Annotated in this window: 15 protein-coding genes; 7 read left to right on the top strand and 8 right to left on the bottom strand. The window is 61.0% G+C overall.

Going from position 1 to position 21,540, the window contains the following annotated elements; all coding sequences use genetic code 11:
* Positions 1-85 precede the first annotated feature (85 nt).
* From AC1Q6D_RS18520 to AC1Q6D_RS18495, 6 genes are all read right to left on the bottom strand, one after another.
* Positions 86-1,288, bottom strand: coding sequence for an HlyD family secretion protein (locus AC1Q6D_RS18520; RefSeq protein WP_103405048.1), 1,203 nt, complete (start codon positions 1,286-1,288; stop codon positions 86-88).
* A 15-nt stretch (positions 1,289-1,303) separates the two neighbouring features.
* Positions 1,304-2,773, bottom strand: coding sequence for an efflux transporter outer membrane subunit (locus tag AC1Q6D_RS18515; RefSeq protein ID WP_103405047.1), 1,470 nt, complete (start codon positions 2,771-2,773; stop codon positions 1,304-1,306).
* Positions 2,770-3,243 (bottom strand): MarR family winged helix-turn-helix transcriptional regulator, encoded by a 474-nt coding sequence (locus AC1Q6D_RS18510; protein WP_103405046.1) that lies wholly within the window; start codon positions 3,241-3,243, stop codon positions 2,770-2,772. The genes AC1Q6D_RS18515 and AC1Q6D_RS18510 overlap by 4 nt, the downstream gene beginning before the upstream one ends.
* A 192-nt stretch (positions 3,244-3,435) precedes the next feature.
* Positions 3,436-7,104, bottom strand: a complete 3,669-nt coding sequence (locus AC1Q6D_RS18505; protein WP_103405045.1) for a translocation/assembly module TamB domain-containing protein — start codon at positions 7,102-7,104, stop codon at positions 3,436-3,438.
* On the bottom strand, positions 7,101-8,828 hold the full coding sequence (locus tag AC1Q6D_RS18500) for an autotransporter assembly complex protein TamA (protein ID WP_103405044.1): 1,728 nt from the start codon (positions 8,826-8,828) through the stop codon (positions 7,101-7,103). The genes AC1Q6D_RS18505 and AC1Q6D_RS18500 overlap by 4 nt, the downstream gene beginning before the upstream one ends.
* Before the next feature lie 78 nt (positions 8,829-8,906).
* Complete coding sequence (locus AC1Q6D_RS18495; RefSeq protein WP_103405084.1) at positions 8,907-9,557, bottom strand: GNAT family N-acetyltransferase; 651 nt, start codon at positions 9,555-9,557, stop codon at positions 8,907-8,909.
* 195 nt (positions 9,558-9,752) lie between these two features.
* Here AC1Q6D_RS18495 and xthA point away from each other — a divergent pair, with 195 nt between their 5' ends.
* Together xthA and AC1Q6D_RS18485 are read left to right on the top strand one after the other, a co-directional pair.
* Positions 9,753-10,565 (top strand): exodeoxyribonuclease III, encoded by an 813-nt coding sequence (gene xthA, locus AC1Q6D_RS18490; protein WP_103405043.1) that lies wholly within the window; start codon positions 9,753-9,755, stop codon positions 10,563-10,565.
* 120 nt (positions 10,566-10,685) lie between these two features.
* On the top strand, positions 10,686-12,026 hold the full coding sequence (locus AC1Q6D_RS18485; RefSeq protein WP_047527606.1) for a substrate-binding domain-containing protein: 1,341 nt from the start codon (positions 10,686-10,688) through the stop codon (positions 12,024-12,026).
* Positions 12,027-12,144: 118 nt separating this feature from the next.
* Here AC1Q6D_RS18485 and AC1Q6D_RS18480 read toward each other — a convergent pair whose 3' ends face one another.
* Positions 12,145-13,374: an acyl-CoA dehydrogenase gene (locus AC1Q6D_RS18480; RefSeq protein ID WP_103405042.1), complete on the bottom strand. Its 1,230-nt coding sequence runs from the start codon at positions 13,372-13,374 to the stop codon at positions 12,145-12,147.
* 164 nt (positions 13,375-13,538) lie between these two features.
* Here AC1Q6D_RS18480 and AC1Q6D_RS18475 point away from each other — a divergent pair, with 164 nt between their 5' ends.
* From AC1Q6D_RS18475 to AC1Q6D_RS18465, 3 genes are all read left to right on the top strand, one after another.
* Positions 13,539-14,468 (top strand): LysR family transcriptional regulator, encoded by a 930-nt coding sequence (locus AC1Q6D_RS18475; RefSeq protein ID WP_047527602.1) that lies wholly within the window; start codon positions 13,539-13,541, stop codon positions 14,466-14,468.
* Positions 14,469-14,646: 178 nt separating this feature from the next.
* A complete protein-coding gene (locus tag AC1Q6D_RS18470) occupies positions 14,647-15,048 on the top strand; it encodes a MerR family transcriptional regulator (protein ID WP_103395451.1) in 402 nt (133 codons plus the stop codon).
* Between the two features lie 146 nt (positions 15,049-15,194).
* Positions 15,195-16,094, top strand: a complete 900-nt coding sequence (locus AC1Q6D_RS18465) for a hydroxymethylglutaryl-CoA lyase (protein WP_103405041.1) — start codon at positions 15,195-15,197, stop codon at positions 16,092-16,094.
* A gap of 703 nt (positions 16,095-16,797) precedes the next feature.
* Here the strand turns inward: AC1Q6D_RS18465 and AC1Q6D_RS18460 are convergent.
* On the bottom strand, positions 16,798-18,495 hold the full coding sequence (locus tag AC1Q6D_RS18460) for an AMP-binding protein (RefSeq protein WP_103405040.1): 1,698 nt from the start codon (positions 18,493-18,495) through the stop codon (positions 16,798-16,800).
* Between the two features lie 226 nt (positions 18,496-18,721).
* On the opposite strand from AC1Q6D_RS18460, the gene AC1Q6D_RS18455 reads away from it, so the two are divergent.
* Positions 18,722-19,885 (top strand): isovaleryl-CoA dehydrogenase, encoded by a 1,164-nt coding sequence (locus AC1Q6D_RS18455; protein ID WP_008031893.1) that lies wholly within the window; start codon positions 18,722-18,724, stop codon positions 19,883-19,885.
* Between the two features lie 12 nt (positions 19,886-19,897).
* Entirely contained in the window at positions 19,898-21,505 is a 1,608-nt protein-coding gene (locus AC1Q6D_RS18450) for a carboxyl transferase domain-containing protein (RefSeq protein ID WP_103405039.1), read from the top strand.
* Positions 21,506-21,540: the final 35 nt, after the last annotated feature.

Here is a 21,540-nt window from a genome sequence, read left to right as displayed (position 1 = left end):
CGGGATTGGCGCTGCGCCTGTTACAGACGCAGCTGACCCTGTGGGAGCGAGCTTGCTCGTTCCCACAGAGGGGCGGCGTGCTGCATCAGCGTTGCGCGGTTTTGCTGACTGCCGCGCTGTTGTCGTGGATCAGCTGAGTAATCATCGCGTCGGCCTCGGCCAGCTGACGGTCATAGATGTTGGTGCTGAACGACGCCTTTTGCGGTGGCTGTTGCGCCAGCACCGGGCCACTCTGGTCATGCAGGTTCACATCGACCACGGTCGACAGGCCGACCCGCAGCGGGTGCCTGGCCAGCTCATCGGCGTTGACGTGAATCCGCACCGGCACGCGCTGCACGATCTTGATCCAGTTACCGGTGGCGTTCTGCGCGGGCAGCAGGGCAAACGCGCTGCCAGTCCCGGCGCCAAGGCTGTCGATGGTGCCGCTGTATTTCACGGCACTTCCGTAAAGGTCGGTTTCGATTTCCACTGGCTGGCCGATGCGCATGTCACGCAACTGGGTTTCCTTGAAGTTGGCGTCGATCCACAACTGATCCAGCGGGATCACCGCCATCAGCGCCGTGCCCGGCTGCACACGCTGGCCAAGCTGCACGGTGCGCTTGGCCACGTAACCGGTGACCGGCGCGATCAAGGTGCTGCGCGAATTGTTCAGGTACGCCTGACGCAATTGCGCGGCGGCGGCCATCACGTCCGGATGCGACGACACCACGGTGTCATCCACCAGGGCGCTGGTGGTTTTCAGTCGCTGCTTCGCATCGGCCAAGGCGTTTTGCGCCGAGGTGAGGTCATCACGGGCGTGGGACAGTTCCTCCTGGGAAATCGCCCCGCCCGCCGCGAGGTTCTTGCGGCGATTGAAGTTGTCCTGGGCTTTCTGCACTTCTGCCTGCTGGGCATTGACCTGGGCTTTCTGGCCGTCGACGTTGCTATACAGGCCGCGCACCTGACGCACGGTACGGGCCAGATTGGCCTGGGCACTTTGCAAACCGATTTCGGCATCGTTCGGGTCGAAGTTCACCAATACCTGACCTTCGTGCACCAGATCGCCATCATCGGCACCGATGCTGACCACGGTGCCGGTCACCAGCGGAGTGATTTCCACCACGTTGCCATTCACGTAGGCGTCGTCGGTGCTTTCGCTCCAGCGACCGTAAAACTCGTGGTAGGCCCAGACGCCCGCACCGCTCAGCGCCACCGCCACCGCGAGGATCAGCAGCATGAACTTGCGCTTGCCCGAGTTGGGATTGCCTGGAGTGTTTTCAGCAGTTTGAGTTGTATCGGCAGTGGCCATGGCAAATACCTTGAATTAGTGGCTCAGCGTGGCTGGCGATGTGTTGGCAGACGCGAGGTTGTCGGGTGCAAACCCGCCACCCAGCGCCTGCATCAGTTGGATCGACAAGTCGATCTGCTCGGCATTCAGGTTGGCCAGCTGCCGCTGGGCCTGGAGCAGTTGTTGCTCGATGCTGAGCACGTCCAGGTAGTTACCGATGCCGGAACCGTACCGCTGGACCACGGTGTTGTAAGAGTCCTGGGCGATGTCAGTGGCGTGTTGTTGGGCGGCGATTTGCCGGCCGATGTCACGCAACTGGTTGATGCTGTCGCTGACATCCCCCAACGCCTTCACCAGGCTTTTGTTGTACTGCGCCACCGCGAGGTCGTAATCGGCGTCGCGGGAGTCGAGGTCGGCGCGCAGGCGGCCGCCATCGAAGATCGGCAGTGAAATCGTCGGCCCGACATTGAAGAAACGACTGGCCGAACCGAACATCGCGTCACCCAACAACGATTGGGCACCAGCCGCCGCACTCAGGTTCAAGTTGGGATAAAACTGGGTTTTGCCAGCGTCGATGTTTTTACTGGCTGCCTCAACCCGCCAGCGCGCCGCTACCAGGTCCGGGCGACGACCGAGCAACTCGGCCGGCAGCACCGATGGCAACGCCACGGCGCTGGCCTGAAGGACTTTCGGCCGGGCGATCTCGTTACCGCGGTCCGGGCCCTTGCCCAGCAGTACGGCCAGGGCGATTTTGGCGCTTTGCAGGCGTTTCTCGGCGTCGATCAGGTTCGCTTCAGAGGTGGCCTCCAGGCTTTCGGTCTGCTGGAACTGGTACTGACTGTCGATCCCGGCGCTCAGGCGGCGCTGGCTCAAATCGAGCATCTGCCGGGTGCGCTTGAGGTCTTCGGCAGACAAGTCATAAACGATGTGCGCCTGCCCCAGATCGCTGTACGCGCGGGCCACGTCAGCGGACAAGGTCAACTGTGCGGCCTGCTGATCGATTTCAGCGGCACGGGCCTGGCCCAATGCGGCTTCCCAAGCGTCTCGCTGGCCACCCCAGAGGTCGAAGTTGTAATTGAAACTGGCGCCGATGTTACGCAGGGTGGAGTAGTTGTCGCCCTGCCCGCTCGGGTCTTGATCACGGGCCAGACGCGAACGGGTCACGCCGGCGCTGGCATCGATAGTCGGCATCCGCGCGGCATCGGCGGCGTATGCGGCGGCGCTGGCCTGATGGGCACGGGCGTCGGCGATCTGCATGTCAGGGCTGTCGTGCAGGGCTTCGCGAATCAGGCCGTCGAGCTGAGGGTCGCCGAGGCTTGTCCACCAGTCGCTCTTCGGCCAGGCTGCCGGCGAAAGCTTCACGCCGCTGAGGGATTGCCCGGCCTTGAGGTTTTTCGCCTCGAGGCTGACACCTTCGGTATTCAGGCCGCTGTAATTGGCACAACCGGCGAGGGTCATGGCCAACAGCACCAGGCTCAAACCGGTACGCAGGGTTTTGCTGCTCATTTGTCACCTACCCGCAGCAAGGTGATCGCGTCACCGGCTGCCACCAGGATTTTCTTCAGGATCTGTTCCAGGGTCTTCAACTCTTCAGGGGTGATGCCGCTCGCCAGTTCGTTCATGGCTTCGGCACCGATGTGCGGCAACAGAGCGGCCAGTTTCTGGCCCTCTTCGGTCAACACCAGCTGGATCTGCCGGCGATCGGCTTCGCAGCGTTGGCGGGCAAGTAAACCTTTCTGTTCCAGACGATCGAGCATCCGGGTCATCGAACCGCTGTCCAACGACAGGTGCCGGCACAGCTCGGCCGGGGTATCGACGCCGAACTGGGCCATGATGATCAGCACCTTGAACTGCGCGGCGGTTATGCCGTGGGGCTCCATGTGCGTGTCGATAATCCGGTCCTTGAGCAGCGCAGCGCGTCCGAGCAGCAGGCCAAGGTGGCAATTGTGGAAATCGTCTGGGGTGAAATGTTTCATCTGGACACCAGTTAGCTGCCTAGGCAGTGAATGTATGTCGAGATATTACTGCTTAGGCAGCGAATGTCAACGCAATAGTTAGCATGCTTTGTAATTAGTTGACTAACGGCGTCGGATATTAACGGCGAACGCGGTGATGCCTTCGCTGGCAAGCCAGCGAAGGTTCAGAGCACGTATTGGAGAAAACGGGACCTAGAAATCCCGCTTGTAGAAGATGTCCAGCGAACTGGCCACGCCGCCAGCGGCTTCGAGGTAGACCTTTTTGCTCAGTTTGTAACGCAAGGCAATGGTGTTTGCCGGTTCGAACACGCCCACGCCATAGCGCAGGCTGAGCTTCTCGGAAAGGTTGCCACTCGCCACCACGCTGGTGGTGTTGCCGCTGCCCTGGGTGTCGAGCTGGAAGTCCTGAATACCCAGGTTCTTGGCCAGCCCGCTAGTGACCCCGGAACTGCCCATCAGCCCCAACCCGAGGGCCGCCTGGGCGAGCATGTTGTTGTCCTCGCCGTTGCTGCTCAGCGGACGGCCCAGCACCAGGTAGGACAGCGCCTGCTCCTGACTCATGGCCGGCTCGGAGAAAATCTGCGTGGTCGGCTGCTCGGCGCTGCCGCTCAAGCGAATGCCGGCGATCACGTCGTCGGTCTTGCGAATGGCTTCGATGTCGAGGTAAGGCTGATCGATCGGCCCGGCAAACAGTAAACGCGCACGACGCACGATCAACCGCTGACCGTAGGCGCGATAGCGGCCGTCGTTGAGCCAGAGTTGACCCCGGGTGTCCATGTTGTCGCCGATGTGCACATGACCTTGCAGATTGGCCGTGAGGCCAAACCCGGCGAAGCTCAGTTTGTCCTCGCCGACCACCACATCGATGTCCATCAGCGTGGCCATCGGCGGCTTGCCCTGTTCGGTCTGCTGGCCGACGATCACCGTGTCACCGGAGACTTTGACCGTCGATGGCGGCAGCTCGCGAATGGTGATTTCGCCCTTGGGCACCTGCACTTTCCCGGAAACCGCGAGCTTGTCGTCCTTGATCGAGATCTTCAGGTCTGGCGCCACTTCCAGCTTGGCGTAGGGCTCGACGGTGACCGGCAACTGTGAGCCCTTGAGCGCCAGGTCCACCACCAGAGCCTGACCCCAGGCAACGCTGCCGCTCAAACTGCCCTGCCCGGTCTTGCCGCTTTTCCAGCCACCGTTCAATTGCACGGTTTCGCCGGCGATGACGGCCTGAAGTTGCAACGCCTCAATCTCCATTGGCAGTTCCGGCCCGGAAACCTGGCCATCGCTGAGCAACAGATTGCCATTGACCTGGGGCGCCAGCAGCCCACCGGAAATCGTGCCGCTGCCGTTCAAACGGCCAGTCAGCTTTTCGACCATGGGCACAAACGGTCGCGCCACCGACAGGTCCAGGCCACTCAAGCGGAATGAACCGCTCAGGGGTTTGTTCTTGGGCAGCGGGTTGATCTGCGCCTGCACCATCAGTTCGCCGAGCTTGCCGCCGACGAAGTTGAGGTCGGTGTCGATGCGTTTGGGCGTGAATTTGCTGGTGAGCTTCAGGGCCTGGTACGGAAAGTCCAGCCACTGGTCTTTCTCGCGCATGCGCAAGACGCCACCGCTGGCGTCGAGGCTGACCTGGCCGTTCGGGCCGCTGGCGGGAAGATCCAGTTGCACGTCGGCGTTGAGTCGGCCCTGCCAGGCAAAGTCTTTGGGCAACCACTGCGCGAGGCTTTCGATGGGGAACTGCTTGAGGTGATAGCGCAGTTTCGGATCAGGCATCAGGCGCTGATCTTCACCGCACAAACTGGCCGGGCCGGACTGCCAGCAATGGGCGCCGAAGTTGATCTTGCCGTCCGCCAGCCGCTCCAGTTTTGCCGGGCCTTGCAGCCTCCAGTCCTGGCCACCGGCCTGGATATCGCCACTGGCCAGGCGTCCGCGCCAGTTGCCGTTGTCCAGGCTGCCGTCGAGACCCAGGGCCAGCTTCAGCTTCGGCCCTTGCAGGTCGAGGGTCAGTTTCTGGCTTTTGATATCGCCCTGCCCACTGGCGGTCAGGGTGCCGAGAGAGGTGTCGCCGGCCTGGATCCCGCTGCCCTTGAGGTCGATTTTCGCCCGTTGCGCGCTGTCGAGGGTGGCGTCCAGGTTCAGGCTTTGCAGCCGATTGTCGGCGAACGCCAGCTGGTTGCCTTGCAGACCTAGCTTGCCTTGGGGGGCCTTGAGCGTGCCGGCGACATCAATCCGGCCATTGAGCTGACCGCGCAATTGCGGCCAGAGCTGGGCCAGACGCGGCAGCTTGATATCGATCTGCCCGGCGAGCTTCTGTTGCAGGCTGCCCTTGCCGTTGATGCTGTTGTCGCCCAGGCGTATCTGCAGCGCATCGAGGTTCCACTGCTCGCCGCCGCCATTGGCCTTGGCCTGGATCACCGCAGGCTGGCCACGCAGTTTGCCTTTCAGATCAAGGTCGGCGCTCAGGCTGAGTTTTTCATCCTTGATTTCCCCTTGGCTGCGCAACGGGCCGGCCAGGGTGCCGGGCAATTCCGCCACCCAGTACGCCGGGTTGATCGCCGACAAATCCAGCGCGGTATCCCAGGCGATGCCATTGGCGAACTGCAGGTTCAGATGCCCTTCAGCCTTGCCCTGGCCGGCCGCGAGCTGAATCTGTTGCAGGTAGATTTTCGTCAGGTCACCCGCGAACGGACTGGTCAGGCTGAACGCCCCGGCCGGACCGTCCAGCGCGGCGTTGAAGTGGCCGAGGTACTGACCGTCCGTATAGGAAACTTCGCCATTGAAGCTGCGCAGAGCCACTTGCGGCTCATCGATCAGCGGGTAGAGGCGGTGCCACGGAAAGTCCAGCCAATCGATTTTCGCCTCGGCACTCAGGCCTTTGCTCCAGTCGACTTGCCCCGTAAGTTTTAGGTGTTGCTTGTCGCTGGCCGTCAGGTCCAGCGCGGCGATCTGCGCGCCATTGGCGTCGACCTTGCCTTGCAGCACCAGCGCAACAGGTCCTTGTTCGGCCGGTAACGTGGCCTTGCCGAGCAGCGCGTAGCCGTTTTTCAGGTCGCCGTCGCCCGTGAGTTCAAGTTGATTGAGTTGCAAGGTGTCCGGCAGATCGGCGCCGGGCTTGAAACCGTCAGCGATGATGCGCACCTTGGCCGGCAGGTTCTCCACCAGCGGTTGCAGTTGGCCGGTCAGTTGGCCGTTGAGGTATCCGCTGCTGTCGGCTTTCAGGTTGAGGGTCTTGAGCAAATCGCCGTCGATTTTCAGGGCCAGCGTCCAGGGCGCGGGGGTCGACAGGGTCAATTGCCCCTCAGCGCTGAGCGGCCAGTTGCCGCCCGGTTGCAGCTGCCCGGTCAAATTCAGGTTCAGATCGTCCCGCTGCAGTTTTACCGAGTCGATCTGCATCCCCTTCTCGGTCCAGTGCGCCGTCAGTTGCAGGCCCTTGAGCTGCTCGCTGCCGTTGAACCGCACGCTGCCGACCTGCACGTCACCCAACTCCAGCGCCACCGGTAATTTCAAATCCGGCAGGCTGATCGGCCCGCTGCTTTGTTCTTCACCGCCCGGCGGGAATTGCAGGCTGACCTGATCAGCCTTCAATTGTTCGATGCACAAGGTCATGCGCGTCAGGCACAGCGGCGACCAGGCAAAAATCACCTTGCTCAGTTCGACCTGACTGGCGTCCTGCTGCCACACAACGCGATCGGCGCTCCATTGCCCGCCCAGCCGCCCCTGGAAGTTGTCCAGGGTCAAACCCGGTACAAAGCCAAGCGCCCACCGGCTGCCCGCCGCCGTGCCCAGCACCGTGGCCAGGGTCAGGGCGACCAGCATCAGCAGCGTCAGGATCGCCAGCAGCGATAGGTTCAAACCACGCTTCACAACTCGGGCCCCATGGAAAAGTGCAGTCGAATGCCGCCATCGTCATCCAGCGCGTGGGCCAGGTCGAGGCGGATCGGCCCCACTGGCGACACCCAGCGCACACCGATACCGACACCGGTCTTCAGATTCGGCAGTTCAAGTGTATTGAAGGAATTGCCCTGGTCGATGAACGTGGCGACACGCCATTTTTCGGCAATGGAATATTGATACTCCGCGCTGGCGGCGACCATGTAGCGGCCCCCGATGCGGTCACCCTCATTGTTTTCCGGGGACAGGCTCTGATAGTCGTAGCCGCGCACGCTCTGATCGCCACCGGCGAAGAAGCGCAGCGATGGCGGAACCGACTTATAGCCGTTGGTGGCACTGCCGCCGACTTGCACCCGACCGAGGAAGCGGTGTTTGTCGAACACCGTGGTCAAGCCCTTCACCAGCGCCGTGCCGTACACCAGGTTGTTATCCGACCCCAGACCTTCCTTGGCCACCTTGCTTTCGAATTGCAGGCGATAACCATTGTGCGGGTCGATGCGGTTATCGCTTTTGAGGTACGAATAGCTCACGCCGGGCATCAGCAGGTTACTGAGTCCCGAGTCGTCGCCGAGCCGGTACTCCTCGCGTTGCCACTTGAGTGACACCACCCGCTGCCATCCACTGGGCAACTTGCTGTGCCATTCGGGACCGATGGTCAGGAGTTTGCTGAGGCTGTCCCTGTCCGCGATTTCCTCATTCTGATAACCACCGGCGAAACGCAGTTTGTCCGTCAGTGGCGGGTCCAGCGGAATGTCATAGAACACCCCGACGTTTTGCCGTGGCGCCGAGACCTCGGTTTCCCAGCCATAGCTGTGCCCCTGCGGATTGACCCAGTGCCGCGTCCAGTTGGCTTTGATCCGCGGGCCGACATCGGTGGAGTAACCCAGGCCAAGGCCCATGGTCCGCGGCTTGCGGGTTTCGAGCCGGACGTCCACCGGGATCACATTGTCCCTGGAGGCGGTCGGTGCCGCATCCACCCGCACGCCCTCAAAATAGCCGCTCGATTGCAGGGCCTGGTTGAGTTCGGCAATCAGCTCGGAGTCATAGGGCGCGCCTGCCTTGAACGGCACCATGCGTTGCAGCAGGCCTTCGTCGAAGGGTGTGTCGCCCTCGAAGCTGACCTTGCCCAGGGCGTAACGCGGACCACTGTCATAGACCAGCTCGATATCGGCCACGCCGGCTCGCGGGTCCACCGACAATGTCGAACGGGTAAAACGCCCGCTGAAAAAGCCATAGCGCGAGGCCTGGTTCTGGATCAGCCGCTTGGCATCTTCATAATGGCCATGGTTGAGCACCGCACCGGTTTTCAGCGAATGGTCATTGGGCACACGAAAGGATTTGAACGAGGCGGCCGGGCCGTCGATGCGGAGGGTGACGTTGCGCAGATGCACCGGTTCGCCGGGGTCGATGTTCAGTATCAGGCGTGGCGTCTTGCCGCCCTTCACGTCGCTGTCGATGTGCGGCTGGTAATAACCCAAGGCCTGGGCGGCCTTGCGCGCCTGTTCCTCGGCGCCCCGACTGAAGCGCAGTAAGGCTTCTTCGTCACGATCGCCGAGACTGCCGACATAGCCCTCTATATTGGCTTTCAGTTCATCGTTGGACGGTTTGATCCGAACATCCAATTCACTTTGGGCCAGCGCCGCGCAGCTGGAAATCAGCATGAGCACGCCACTGGTAATTCTTCCTGGAAACTTCATAGGCGCGGATGCTATCACGAGCATGCTTGATGAACATGGGAGCGTGATAGAGCCCGGTGCGCCCCAAAAGTTCGACGATTATGCCGTTGCGCTTTGCACGACTTGAGGATTGGCGTGGAAAAACACGTGCTCGCGGATTGGTCCTACAGCGACCTCGCCAATTTCCTCGTAACCCTGTCGCTTATAGAACTCCAGATATCGCGGATTGCCGGTGTCGAGCACCACGCCCTGAGAATGTTCATCCACCGCGCACCAGTTGTGCACCGCTTGCAGCAGTTGTTCGCCGAAGTGTTTGCCCTGGAATTGCGGATGAATCCCCAGCAATGGCAGCAAATGCACCGAGTCGGACGGCACGCAAGCCATCACCGCATCGTGATACTCGAGGTAGCGACGGGTGCAGCGAAACCCGGTGCTCAGCACCATCCGCAGGCGCCAGGCCCAACTTTCAGTGATGCCCAGGCGCCGTTGCGGCGGTGCGATCAGGGCGATGCCGATCAAGCGATCGTTGACCAGCAGGCCGATGGCCGGCAAATCCTGGAGAAAGTGCTGCTTGACCAGCTCGCGCACCGTGGCGCGCACCCGCTGTTCATAGCCGGGACGCTCGGCTTCGAACAGGTAGCCGAACGTCGGCTCGTGCCGGTAAGCCTGGTACAACAGGGAACGTGCTTCGCGGGAATAGCCCCTGTCGAGCATGTGAATATCGGCGATGGCGGTGGACGTTTCGGGCATGACGGTCATTCTCCCCGGCACAGCTCGAATGGCTGTGCTCTTGTTGGTAGGAGCCTTTGGGTGGCAACACAGTTCCCCCCCACAGGTATAGACCAGACTCGCCGATCAGTCAGTCAATATAAAAGCCGGCTGCACCGACACTGGCCCGATGCCGACATGTCAGCTAGCATCGCCCTTTTGCCAGGACTGCCGACCATGAAGATCGTCTCCTTCAACATCAACGGGCTGCGTGCCCGTCCCCATCAGCTGGCGGCGCTGATCGACAAACACCAGCCCGACGTGATCGGGCTGCAGGAAACCAAGGTCCATGACGACCAGTTTCCGCTCGATGAAGTCAGAGCCCTGGGCTACCACGTGTATTTCCATGGACAAAAAGGTCACTACGGCGTCGCCCTGCTGTCGCGCAAAGAACCGCTGGCGCTGCACAAAGGCTTCGCCACCGATGATGAAGATGCCCAGCGGCGCTTTATCTGGGGCACGTTCGCCGACGCCAATGACGTGCCGGTGACCATCATGAACGGCTATTTCCCTCAAGGCGAAAGTCGCGACCACCCGACCAAATTCCCGGCCAAGGAACGCTTCTACAGCGATCTGCAGCAGTTGCTGGAAAGCCAGTTCCGTAACGACCAGCCGTTGGTGGTCATGGGCGATGTGAACATTTCCCCGGAAGACTGCGACATCGGGATCGGCCCGGACAACATGAAGCGTTGGCTGAAAACCGGTAAATGCAGCTTTCTGCCGGAAGAGCGCGAGTGGATGGCCCGCCTGAAAAACTGGGGCCTGGTGGACAGTTTCCGTCACCTGAACCCGGAGGTGACCGATATATTCAGCTGGTTCGACTACCGCAGCCGCGGTTTTGAAGACGAGCCCAAGCGCGGACTGCGCATCGACTTGATCATGGCGTCCCATGGGTTGTTGCCGCGGGTCAAGAACGCGGGCGTGGACTACGAACTGCGCGGCATGGAAAAACCCTCCGATCACGCGCCGATCTGGCTTGAGTTGAGCTGATCGCATACTTCATGCGGCCATGTGGGAGCGGGATTGCTCCCGCATTCAGAAACTGTCATCTCTCTGAAACCCTACTGACTTAATCTCCCGGCACCTCCTTTAGCCATTCAAGGTGCCGGCATGACGCTGCGCGGTTTATTCCTGTTGATGCTGTGCACCTGCTTGCCGCTGATGACCTCGGCCAACAGTTTGCCGGTGCCGGACCATGGCCCGATGCTCAGCATCCAGGGCTCCAACACCATCGGAGCGGCACTCGGTCCGGCGCTGGTCGAAGGACTGTTGCGCGAACAGGGGTTGCTCAAGGTGCACAGCGAAGCCCCGGACAAGGCCAACGAACTGCGAATAGTCGGTGAAACCCCGCAAGGGCGCCGGGTCGAAGTCGAACTCGCCGCCCACGGCTCCAGCACCGGCTTCAGCGCACTGAAGGCCGGCAGGGCCGATCTGGCCGCTTCATCGCGCCCGATCAAGGACAGCGAGTTGGTTGACCTCCGATCCCTGGGTGATCTGAAAAGCGCGGCCGCCGAGCAGGTCATCGCCATCGACGGCCTGGCCATTATCCTTCACCCGCAAAACCCGCTGAACCAACTCGATACCGAGCAACTGGCACGCCTCTTCAGTGGCGAGATCAAAACCTGGGAAGAACTCGGCGGCCGTGGCGGGGCCATTCATCTGTATGCGCGGGATGATCACTCCGGCACCTACGACACCTTCAAGGAACTGGTCCTCAGCCGTCGCGGGAAAACCCTGAGCGGTGCAGCGAAACGTTTCGAATCCAGCGAGCAATTGTCGGACGCGGTCAGCCTCGACCCACAAGGTATCGGCTTCATTGGCCTGCCGTACGTGCGCTCGGCCAAACCGGTGGCGATTGTCGACGGCCAATCCCAGGCCATGCTGCCGCTCAACAGCCTGATCGCCACGGAAGACTATCCCCTGTCCCGCCGCTTGTTCCTCTACCTGCCGCCCAATGGGAAAAATCCCTGGGCCGACGCGCTGGTGACGTTCGCCCAAAGCAGCCAGGGCCAGGCGATTGTCGCGGCCAACGGGTTTATCGCCCAGACCGTGCAGGCCATGACCGTCACACCCAACGCACTGATGCCCGAGGCCTACCAGGGACTCAGCCGCCACGCCCAGCGCCTGACCGTGAACTTTCGCTTCGAGGAAGGCAGCGCCAGCCTGGACAACAAGGCGCGACAGGATCTGTCACGGGTGCTCGACTATATAAAGCAGCGCGGCAAAACCGATCGGCAGGTCACACTGGTGGGGTTTGGCGATGCCAAGAGCGACCCGGCCCGCGCTGACCTGCTGTCAAAGCTGCGGGCCATGGCGGTGCGGCGGGAACTGGTTAAAAGTGGCGTGGTGCTGCGCGACGTTCGCGGGTTTGGCGCCGAAATGCCTGTGGCGGCCAATAGCGCCGATGAGGGGCGGATCAAGAATCGGCGTGTTGAAGTTTGGGTGTATTGAATTTGATGTAGATGTGTTGAATGGGCCGACGCCATCGCGGGCAAGCCCGCTCCCACAAGGTTCACACTAAACCTGTGGGAGCCGGGCTTGCCCGCGATGAACGATGACTCGGTGCCTGTTATTGCCCGCTACGCATCATTTCTTTTGGTACGTACTTGCCGATTTCGAACTTGCCGATCGCCGCTCGGTGCACTTCGTCCGGGCCGTCGGCCAGGCGCAGGGTGCGCTGCATCGCATACATGTAGGCCAGCGGGAAATCGTTGGAGACCCCTGCCCCGCCGTGAATCTGGATCGCCCGGTCGATCACCCGCAACGCCACGTTCGGCGCCACCACCTTGATCTGTGCGATTTCGCTTTTCGCCACTTTGTTACCGACGGTGTCCATCATGTACGCCGCTTTCAACGTCAGCAGGCGTGCCATGTCGATTTCCATCCGCGAGTCAGCGATCTTGTCGATGTTGCCACCCAGTCGCGCCAGGGGTTTGCCGAACGCCGTGCGGTTCACCGAACGTTTGCACATCAATTCCAGGGCACGTTCGGCCATGCCGATCGAACGCATGCAGTGGTGAATCCGGCCCGGGCCGAGGCGACCCTGAGCGATTTCGAAGCCGCGTCCTTCACCCAGCAGGACGTTTTCGTACGGCACGCGCACGTTTTCGAACAGCACTTCGGCGTGACCGTGGGGCGCGTCGTCGTAACCGAACACCGGCAGCGGACGCACGATTTTCACGCCGGGGGTGTCCACCGGAACCAGAATCATCGAGTGCTGTGCATGGCGCGGTGCATCAGGGTTGCTCAGGCCCATGAAGATCAGGATTTTGCAGCGTGGATCGCAGGCCCCGGAGGTCCACCATTTCTTGCCATTGATTACCCACTCGTCGCCATCGCGCACGGCACGGGCGGCCATGTTGGTGGCGTCGGACGATGCGACGTCCGGTTCGGTCATGGCAAATGCCGAGCGGATTTCGCCGCGCAACAGCGGCTCGAGCCAGCGTTGCTTCTGTTCTTCGTTGGCGTAGCGCACCAGCACTTCCATGTTGCCGGTGTCGGGCGCAGAGCAATTGAACGGCTCAGGCCCCAGCAGCGAGCGCCCCATGATTTCGGCCAGGGGCGCGTATTCGAGGTTGGTCAAGCCGGCACCGAGCTCTGACTCAGGCAGAAACAAATTCCACAGGCCCTCCGCCTTGGCCTTGAGTTTGAGTTCTTCCATGATCGCGGTCGGCTGCCAGCGGTCGCCCTCGGCGACCTGGCGCTCGAACACGGTTTCAGCGGGATAGACGTAGGTGTCCATGAACGCTGTCACGCGCTCACGCAGTTCCTGAACCTTGGGCGAATAAGCGAAATCCATGAGCAAGATACCTTCTTGGGGGAGGTTGTTTAGATCATGCAATCGATGCTAGAACAGCTACGAAAATTTACCTAGCCTATTCTCGGCGTGTATTAACATTCATCACCGATATATGATCGACTGATCTTCAAGGCCAGCCGCCCACACAATAAGAGAGCCGCGTAATGAATCTGAGCAAGGTCGACCTCAACCTTTTCATCGTCTTCGACGCGATCTACACCGAAGCCAACCTGACCCGCGCCGGGCAGATTGTCGGGATCACCCAACCGGCGGTATCCAACGCACTGGCGCGCCTGCGCGAAACCTTCAACGACCCTTTGTTCGTGCGCACCGCCCAGGGCATGGTGCCGACGCCGATGGCCCAGAACATCATCGGCCCGGTACGCAACGCCCTTTCCCTGCTGCGGGTATCGGTGCAGGAAAGCCGCATTTTCAACCCGTTGCAGGCGGTCAAGACCTACCGCATCAGCATGACCGACCTGACTGAGGCGGTGATCCTGCCGCCGTTGTTCCAGCGCCTGCGCCGCCTCGCCCCCACGGTGATCATCGAGAGTTTCCTGTCCAAGCGCCGCGAAACCACCAAGGAACTGGCCGCCGGTCGCCTCGATTTTGCGGTGGATGCGCCGCTCAACACCGACCCGCAAGTGCGCCACGTCAAGTTGATGGAAGACCGCTATGTATGCGCCATGCGCAAGGGGCATCCGTTGGCGGGCAAGGAAAAATTCACCCTCGATGATTATCTGGGCCTGACCCACATCCATATTTCCAGCCGTCGCAGCGGTCTGGGGCATGTCGACCTGGCCCTCGGCAAGATGGGCATCCAGCGCAAGATCGCCCTGCGCTCACAGCATTACCTGATGGCATCGCAAGTGCTGCAGCAGACCGACATGGTCATGACCGTTCCGGAGCGCTTCGCCCGTCGTAACGATCTGCACGCCTTCAGCTTGCCGGTCAACGATGTGCCGCCGGTGGAAACCCACCTGTACTGGCACGAAAGCACCGACCAGGATCCGGCCAACCGCTGGATGCGCGAGCAGATGATCGAGTTGTGCCAGCAGGTGACGGCACATGAGAAGAAGCTCGAAAAGGTGTAAGGCGTTACACCGCGCTATGGTTCTTCGCGGGCAAGCCTCGCTCCTACAGTTGGCGGAGTAACCTGTAGGAGCGAGGCTTGCCCGCGAAGACGCCAGTGATCACAGCGCAGAACCCGCCCCTTGACGTAAACGTCAACCTGCCATTAGCTTAGCGCCATGACCTTTTGCGAGCGCTTCCATGAGCAGCCAGACCTACAGCATTTCCGACCTCGCCCGCGAGCTCGACATCACCACCCGGGCGATTCGCTTCTATGAGGAGCAAGGCCTGCTCAGCCCCGAGCGGCGAGGTCAGGAACGCATCTATTCGCCCCGCGACAAGGTCAGCCTGAAGTTGATCCTGCGAGGCAAGCGCATCGGCTTCTCCCTGGCCGAATGCCGCGAACTGATCGAGCTCTACGACCCTTCCAGCGGTAACACCAAGCAATTGCACAGCATGCTGGCGAAAATCAGCGAGCGTCGGGAACAGCTGGAACAGCAACTGCTGGACATCGAGCAGATGAAACTCGAACTCGATACGGCGGAAGAACGCTGCGTCCAGGCGCTGGAGCAGACCCTCAAAAGCCAGGAAGTCATTCAATAAAACCCGCCCCCTAGTAGGAGCGAGCCTGCTCGCGATGGTCGTTAACGATAACGCGTGCTGGCTGGATAAACGCGGTGCCTGGGAGCCCATCGCGAGCAGGCTCGCTCCTACAGGGTTCTCCGAACAATCAGCACAGGTCGAACCCCATGTCCCTCCCTACCCATGTACGCCTTGTCGAAGTCGGCCCGCGCGACGGTCTGCAAAATGAAGCCCAACCCATCAGCGTTGCCGACAAGGTACAACTGGTCGACGCGCTGACGGCTGCCGGCCTGGGCTATATAGAAGTCGGCAGTTTCGTCTCGCCCAAATGGGTACCGCAGATGGCGGGCTCTGCGGATGTCTTCGCGCAGATCCAGCGTAAACCCGGGGTGACTTACGGCGCGCTCGCCCCCAACCTTCGCGGGTTTGAAGACGCCATCGCTTCCGGGGTCAAGGAAGTCGCGGTGTTTGCGGCGGCCTCCGAAGCGTTTTCCCAACGCAACATCAATTGCTCGATCAGCGAAAGCCTGGAGCGTTTCGTGCCGATCATGGAGGCGGCCAGACAACACGGCGTGACCGTGCGTGGTTACGTGTCCTGTGTGCTGGGCTGCCCCTATGAAGGTAACGTCGCACCGGAACAAGTGGCCAGGGTCGCCCGCGAACTCTACGCCATGGGCTGCTACGAGGTATCCCTGGGCGACACCATTGGCACCGGCACCGCGGGCGCCACCCGCAAGATGTTCGACGTGGTTTCCGCCGTCGTGCCACGGGACAAACTGGCCGGGCACTTCCACGACACCTACGGCCAGGCCATGGCCAACATCTACGCCAGCCTGCTTGAAGGAATCTCGGTATTCGACAGCTCCATCGCGGGCCTCGGCGGCTGCCCTTACGCCAAGGGCGCCAGCGGTAACGTCGCCACGGAAGATGTGGTTTACCTGCTCAATGGGCTGGGCATCGACACGGGAATCGACCTGGACGCCTTGATCCTCGCCGGCCAACAAATCTGCACAGTGCTGGGGCGGCCTACCGGTTCGCGCGTGGCCAAGGCACGTAGCGCTCAGTGAGGGCGCGGTTGTGTCCGGGTGTTACCGCTGCGGCTGAGCGTGGGGCAAAAGCGAGTAACACGGAAACAAATTGTCGGGGTTTGCCTGAGGGAAAAACCTTACGCTTTTCTTAAGCCATTGATTTAAAAGGTTTTTTAAAAGTTGGCACGACAACTGCTATCTCTATGGCATAACAAGAATAAAAAAAGCGGCACAACCAATAAAAACAAGACGTAACGACTCTGACATAACAAAAACAACACGGCAGAGACGCAGCTAACAGATTTTTTTGGAGAAGATGTGCTTTTCGGGGTGCTTTGCGAAGTTACCCGCAACCGGACAGAGAACAATAAAACTACCTTCAGGTAGCTCCCGAATCGGTTGGATCGCTCAGCGAGAAAGTAGATCAGCGCTCAAAAAAATACGTTTGCTCTTGATCCCGGATGGGGATCGACAAAAACAGCGGTAAAGGGTCACGGTCACCAAAAACAACAACAGACCGCCCCTCAATAATAAAAAAAGAGCACGCGCAACGAAAATTAAAGGGGAGCTTCGGCTCCCCTTTGTGCTGTCTGGCATTTGTGTTTTTCACCACTCTCCTGTGGGAGCGAGCCTGCTCGCGAAGAACGTCAACGATAACGCGTGCAATCTGGATCAACGCGGTGCCTTTGAGTTCTTCGTCGGAACGCCGCCCGGAGCAGGCTCGCTCCTACACAAGGCCTGGTCAGCCCTGCTTGCTACGCAACTCCTCGATGCTGACCTCGCGCATCCGGAATTTCTGGATCTTGCCGGTCACCGTCATCGGAAACTCCTCAACGAACTTGAAGTAACGCGGCGTCTTGAAGTGTGCGATGCGCTCCTTGCACCAGGCTTGCAGTTCCTGCTCGGTCGCGCTGTGACCGGGGTGGAATTTGATCCAGGCAACAATCTCCTCGCCATAGCGCGAGCAAGGAATGCCGATCACCTGCACGTCGGCCACGGCCGGGTGGGTGAAGAAGAACTCCTCCAGCTCCCGTGGGTAGATGTTCTCGCCGCCACGGATGATCATGTCCTTGTTGCGCCCGGCAATGCACACGTAACCCTCGTCATTCATGCTCGCCAGGTCCCCGGTATGCATCCAGCCCGCCTGGTCGATCGCTTCGGCGGTGCCTTCGGGGTTGTTCCAGTAGCCGAGCATCACGCTGTAACCGCGGGTGCACAGTTCACCGATGGTGCCGCGCGGCACCAGGTTGCCCGCCTCATCAATGATTTTGCTTTCCAGCTGCGGCTGGGTACGGCCGACGGTGGTCACGCGCAACTCCAGGTCATCTGACGGCCCGGTCTGCAAGGACACCGGACTGGTTTCCGTCATGCCGTAGGCAATCTGCACTTCGCTCATGTGCATTTCGCTGATGACCCGCCGCATCACCTCAATCGGACAGGTCGCGCCCGCCATGATCCCGGTGCGCAGGGTCGACAGATCGAAATCGTTACGTTGAGGCTGATCGAGCATGGCGATGAACATGGTCGGCACGCCGTACAGCGCAGTGGCTTTCTCTTCGGCGACGGTGTTCAGGGTCAGCAGCGGATCGAAGGCGTCACTGGGGTAAATCATGGTGCTGCCGTGGGTGATACAACCCAGATTGCCCATCACCATGCCGAAGCAGTGGTACAACGGCACCGGAATGACCAGGCGATCGGCGGCGCTCAGGCCAAGGCTTTCACCGACCATGTAACCGTTGTTGAGAATATTGTAGTGACTGAGGGTCGCGCCTTTGGGAAACCCGGTGGTTCCGGAGGTGTACTGGATGTTCACCGCCTGGTCGAAATGCAGGCTGTCCTGGCGCTCGTGCAATTGCTCGACCGACACCCCGGCCGCCAGATCGCTCAGCTGCGACCAGGGCAGGAAACCGACGGGTGGCTGCGCATCAAGGCTGATGACGCCGCGCAACGCCGGCAAGCGATCACTCTGCAGCTTGCCAATGGATTGCTCCGCCAGTTCCGGCACCAGGCCTTGCAGCATGGCGTGGTAATTGGAGGACTTGAACGCCCCGGCACAGACCAGCCATTGGCAGCCGGATTGCTTCAACACGTATTCCAGTTCGGAACTGCGGTAGGCGGGGTTGATGTTGACCAGGATCACGCCGATTTTCGCACTGGCGATCTGACTGATGCACCACTGAGCGCAATTCGGAGCCCAGATCCCCAGGCGGTCCCCGGTCTGCAGGCCCAGCGCCAGCATGGCTCTGGCGTGCAGGTCCGCCGCGTCCGCCAATTGCCGCCAGGTGTAGCGCAGCTGCTGATGGCGCACGACCAACGCTTCACCGTCCGGGTACTGCGCGGCGGTGTTGTCGAACGCTTGGCCGATGGTCATCGCCAGCAAGGCTTTGTCCTGGGAACCGCGGGTGTAGCTGCGCTGCGGATGTGCACTGGGTTGATCCATGACGACCCCTATTATCTTTATTGTTGGTGCGCGGCATGTGTGGCGAGGGAGCTTGCTCCCTCGCCACAGAGTGCGACGCCAGTCTGTAAGAACAGCTCTACTCTCGCTCAAGTTGACGTTAACGTAAAGGGCGATTGACAGCCATTCGTCACAGGCTTACGTTAACGTAAAGGTGAGAGCTGAATCGCTGCCCTCCCCACCCAACAAAAAAGCCAAAAGGTGACCCATGAGCTATCCATCACTGAACTTCGCCCTCGGTGAAACCATCGACATGCTGCGCGATCAGGTTCAGTCCTTCGTCGCCAAAGAGATCGCCCCGCGCGCCGCTCAGATCGACATCGACAACCTGTTCCCCGCCGACCTGTGGCGCAAGTTCGGCGACATGGGCCTGCTGGGCATCACCGTGCCGGAAGAGTATGGCGGCGCTGGCCTGGGTTACCTGGCCCACGTGGTGGCCATGGAAGAAATCAGTCGTGGTTCGGCTTCGGTTGCGCTGTCCTACGGCGCGCATTCCAACCTCTGCGTCAATCAGATCAACCGCAATGGCAACCACGAACAGAAATCCAAATACCTGCCGAAACTGATCAGCGGCGAGCACATCGGTGCCCTGGCGATGAGCGAACCGAACGCCGGTTCCGATGTGGTATCGATGAAGCTGCGCGCCGACAAACGCGGCGATCACTACGTGCTCAACGGCAGCAAGACCTGGATCACCAACGGTCCGGACGCCAACACCTACGTAATCTATGCCAAGACTGACCTGGAAAAAGGCCCACACGGCATCACTGCCTTCATTGTCGAGCGCGACTGGAAAGGCTTCAGCCGCAGCAACAAATTCGACAAGCTCGGCATGCGCGGTTCGAACACCTGCGAACTGTTTTTCGATGACGTCGAAGTGCCGGAAGAAAACATCCTCGGCGTGCTCAATGGCGGCGTGAAAGTGCTGATGAGCGGCCTCGACTATGAGCGTGTGGTGCTTTCGGGTGGCCCGACCGGGATCATGCAGGCCTGCATGGACCTGATCGTGCCGTACATCCACGACCGCAAGCAGTTCGGCCAAAGCATCGGCGAATTCCAGCTGATCCAGGGCAAAGTGGCCGACATGTACACCCAACTCAACGCCAGCCGCGCCTACCTGTACGCCGTGGCCCAGGCCTGCGAGCGCGGCGAAACCACGCGCAAGGACGCTGCGGGCGTGATCCTCTACAGCGCCGAACGCGCCACGCAAATGGCCCTCGACGCGATCCAGATTCTCGGCGGTAACGGCTACATCAACGAATTCCCGGCCGGTCGTCTGCTGCGTGACGCCAAGCTGTACGAAATCGGCGCTGGCACCAGTGAGATCCGTCGCATGCTCATCGGCCGCGAACTGTTCAACGAAACCCGCTAAACGGAGCTGTCCATGGCTATCCTGCATACCCAGCTCAACCCCCGTTCGGCGGAGTTCGCCGCCAACAGCGCGGCGATGCTCAAACAGGTCGACGCCCTGCACACCCTGCTCGCCCAAGTGGCGCAAGGTGGCGGCCCGAAAGCGCAAGAACGCCACACCTCGCGGGGCAAGCTGCTGCCCCGTGAGCGCATCAATCGCCTGCTCGATCCGGGCTCGCCGTTTCTCGAAATCAGCCAATTGGCCGCCTACGGGGTTTATGGCGAAGATGTTCCCGCCGCTGGCGTGATTGCCGGGATCGGCCGCGTGGAAGGCGTCGAATGCATGATCGTCGCCAACGATGCCACGGTGAAAGGTGGCTCGTACTACCCGCTGACCGTGAAAAAGCACCTGCGTGCCCAGACCATCGCCCAGCAAAACCGCTTGCCGTGCATCTACCTGGTGGACTCCGGCGGCGCCAACCTGCCGCGCCAGGATGAAGTGTTTCCGGATCGCGAGCACTTCGGGCGGATCTTCTTCAACCAGGCCAACATGAGCGCCATGGGCATTCCGCAAATTGCCGTGGTCATGGGTTCCTGCACCGCTGGCGGCGCCTATGTGCCGGCGATGGCCGACGAAGCGATCATGGTCCGTGAGCAAGCGACGATCTTCCTCGCCGGCCCACCGCTGGTGAAAGCCGCCACCGGTGAAGTGGTCAGCGCCGAAGACCTCGGCGGGGCCGATGTGCACTGCAAGATCTCGGGCGTGGCCGACCATTACGCCGAAAGCGATGAACACGCCCTCGCCATAGCGCGCCGCAGTGTGGCCAACCTCAACTGGCGCAAACAAGGCGAAGTTCAGCAACGCACACCGATCGCCCCGCTCTACAGCAGCGACGAGTTGTACGGCGTGGTCTCGGCCGATGCCAAGCAACCGTTCGACGTGCGCGAAGTGATTGCCCGGTTGGTGGACGGCTCGGTGTTCGACGAATTCAAGGCGCTGTTCGGGACGACGCTGGTGTGCGGTTTTGCTTACCTGCACGGTTATCCGGTCGCGATCCTCGCCAACAACGGCATCCTCTTCGCCGAAGCGGCGCAAAAAGGTGCGCACTTCATCGAACTGGCGTGCCAGCGCGGCATCCCGTTGCTGTTCCTGCAAAACATCACCGGCTTCATGGTCGGGCAGAAATACGAGGCCGGCGGTATCGCCAAGCACGGCGCAAAACTGGTGACCGCCGTGGCGTGCGCCAAAGTGCCGAAATTCACGGTGATCATTGGCGGCAGCTTCGGTGCCGGCAACTACGGGATGTGCGGTCGTGCTTATGACCCACGTTTCCTGTGGATGTGGCCGAATGCGCGCATCGGCGTGATGGGTGCCGAGCAGGCGGCTGGCGTGTTGGTGCAGGTCAAGCGCGAGCAAGCCGAGCGCAGTGGCCAAAGTTTCAGTGCCGAGCAGGAAGCCGAGATCAAGCAGCCGATCCTCGACCAATACGAAGAACAGGGCCACCCCTACTATTCCAGCGCCCGCTTGTGGGACGACGGTGTCATCGACCCGGCACAGACTCGCGATGTTTTGGGCCTGGCCTTGTCCGCGTCGTTGAACACGCCAATCGAACCGAGCCGCTTCGGCGTGTTCCGGATGTGATCCGACCCTGTAGGAGCGAGCTGGCTCGCGATGGA

Source organism: Pseudomonas sp. MT92 (assembly GCF_058792515.1).
The sequence above is the reverse complement of the archived record's forward strand: the minus strand, read 5'-3'. Positions and strand labels throughout refer to the sequence as shown.

What these genes read in the sequence shown, in the direction of transcription:
- AC1Q6D_RS18510 (WP_103405046.1), bottom strand. Translation starts at nt 3,243, where the DNA reads ATGAAACATTTCACCCCAGACGATTTCCACAATTGCCACCTTGGCCTG.
- AC1Q6D_RS18485 (WP_047527606.1), top strand. Translation starts at nt 10,686, where the DNA reads ATGACGCTGCGCGGTTTATTCCTGTTGATGCTGTGCACCTGCTTGCCG.
- AC1Q6D_RS18470 (WP_103395451.1), top strand. Translation starts at nt 14,647, where the DNA reads ATGAGCAGCCAGACCTACAGCATTTCCGACCTCGCCCGCGAGCTCGAC.
- AC1Q6D_RS18465 (WP_103405041.1), top strand. Translation starts at nt 15,195, where the DNA reads ATGTCCCTCCCTACCCATGTACGCCTTGTCGAAGTCGGCCCGCGCGAC.
- AC1Q6D_RS18450 (WP_103405039.1), top strand. Translation starts at nt 19,898, where the DNA reads ATGGCTATCCTGCATACCCAGCTCAACCCCCGTTCGGCGGAGTTCGCC.
- xthA (WP_103405043.1), top strand. Translation starts at nt 9,753, where the DNA reads ATGAAGATCGTCTCCTTCAACATCAACGGGCTGCGTGCCCGTCCCCAT.
- AC1Q6D_RS18455 (WP_008031893.1), top strand. Translation starts at nt 18,722, where the DNA reads ATGAGCTATCCATCACTGAACTTCGCCCTCGGTGAAACCATCGACATG.
- AC1Q6D_RS18520 (WP_103405048.1), bottom strand. Translation starts at nt 1,288, where the DNA reads ATGGCCACTGCCGATACAACTCAAACTGCTGAAAACACTCCAGGCAAT.
- AC1Q6D_RS18515 (WP_103405047.1), bottom strand. Translation starts at nt 2,773, where the DNA reads ATGAGCAGCAAAACCCTGCGTACCGGTTTGAGCCTGGTGCTGTTGGCC.
- AC1Q6D_RS18495 (WP_103405084.1), bottom strand. Translation starts at nt 9,557, where the DNA reads ATGCCCGAAACGTCCACCGCCATCGCCGATATTCACATGCTCGACAGG.
- AC1Q6D_RS18500 (WP_103405044.1), bottom strand. Translation starts at nt 8,828, where the DNA reads ATGAAGTTTCCAGGAAGAATTACCAGTGGCGTGCTCATGCTGATTTCC.
- AC1Q6D_RS18460 (WP_103405040.1), bottom strand. Translation starts at nt 18,495, where the DNA reads ATGGATCAACCCAGTGCACATCCGCAGCGCAGCTACACCCGCGGTTCC.
- AC1Q6D_RS18480 (WP_103405042.1), bottom strand. Translation starts at nt 13,374, where the DNA reads ATGGATTTCGCTTATTCGCCCAAGGTTCAGGAACTGCGTGAGCGCGTG.
- AC1Q6D_RS18475 (WP_047527602.1), top strand. Translation starts at nt 13,539, where the DNA reads ATGAATCTGAGCAAGGTCGACCTCAACCTTTTCATCGTCTTCGACGCG.